A 1,183-nucleotide genomic window follows, 5' to 3' on the forward strand; every position below is an offset into this window, starting at 1 on the left:
CTTCATCCATTGCCAAGAGTAAATGAAATAGCTACAGAAGTTGATAGCGATCCAAGAGCAGTTTATTTTAAGCAAGTTAGATACGGTGTAATTGTTAGAATGGCGTTAATATTGAAATTATTAGGGGTGAGATAATGTTAAACATTAATAGTATTGAAAAAGGTATTGTAATCGATCATATCAAATGTGGAATGGGTTATAAAATATTCCAACTTTTAAAGTTAGACAAGGCTGATTATACAGTAGCATTAATCATGAATGCACAATCAGGTAAATTGGGAAGAAAAGATATGATCAAAATCGAAAATGTTATAGATATAGACTTTGATATACTTGGAGTATTCGATGATAATATGACTGTTAATATAATTGAAAATGAAAAAATAAAAGAAAAAATCAGCTTAAATTTACCAGAACATTTTGAAGGTTTTATTAAATGTAAAAATCCTAGATGTATAACTCAATCTGAAAGAAGTATCGTACAGAAATTTAGTTTAGTTGATAAGGATACTAGAACTTATAAGTGTGATTATTGTGATCATTTATATAACGTGGAGGAATAATGAAACTGCTGCTTAAAAATTGTCATATTATAGATAAAGATAAAGATATTTTTGCTGATATTTTAATAGAAAATGGTAAAATAAAAGCAATAGGAGAGATATTAGAAAAATGTGATGAAATCATTGATGTAAAGGGAAAAATTGTAATGCCAGGATTCATAGATTTGCACACTCATTTCAGATATCCCGGTCAAGAAAATAAAGAGGATTTATATACTGGTAGCCTGTCAGCACTTGCTGGAGGCTACACAAGTTGTAATTTGATGGGAAACACTAAACCAGTTGTGGATAATAATGAAATCTACAATCAAATTATAGACAAATCAAAAGAAATTGATCTAATCAATATATATCAATGCATGGCCACAACAAAAGATTTAAAATCTATAGAAATGATTAATTTTGAAAAAGCAGATAATAATATCAAATTCTTTAGTGAAGACGGAAAAGGTATAACAGATTCTTTACTAGCCTTTAATATTTTTACGGAAATAGAAAAAATAAATAAGGGCATAATGGTACATGCAGAAGACCATAATCTAACAAAGATTTCTACAAGGTATGCAGAGGATTTAGAAACAATTAGAGATTGCTACTTAAGCTTAAAAACAGGATGTAGA

Annotated in this window: 2 protein-coding genes and 1 pseudogene; all 3 read left to right on the forward strand. The window is 28.5% G+C overall.

What is annotated here, in order from left to right:
• Nucleotides 1-135 (forward strand): annotated as a pseudogene (locus KHW44_RS09845) (aspartate carbamoyltransferase); the annotation flags it as partial.
• Nucleotides 135-563: an aspartate carbamoyltransferase regulatory subunit gene (locus KHW44_RS09850; RefSeq protein ID WP_002836363.1), complete on the forward strand. Its 429-nt coding sequence runs from the start codon at nucleotides 135-137 to the stop codon at nucleotides 561-563. The pseudogene KHW44_RS09845 and the gene KHW44_RS09850, both read left to right, overlap by 1 nt.
• Nucleotides 563-1,183: amidohydrolase family protein (locus KHW44_RS09855; protein ID WP_304068962.1), on the forward strand; the 621-nt coding region annotated here is incomplete at its 3' end. The genes KHW44_RS09850 and KHW44_RS09855, both read left to right, overlap by 1 nt.

Origin of the sequence: Finegoldia magna (genome assembly GCF_018371055.1) — a bacterium.
GTDB classification, from domain to species: Bacteria; Bacillota; Clostridia; order Tissierellales; family Peptoniphilaceae; genus Finegoldia; species Finegoldia magna_I.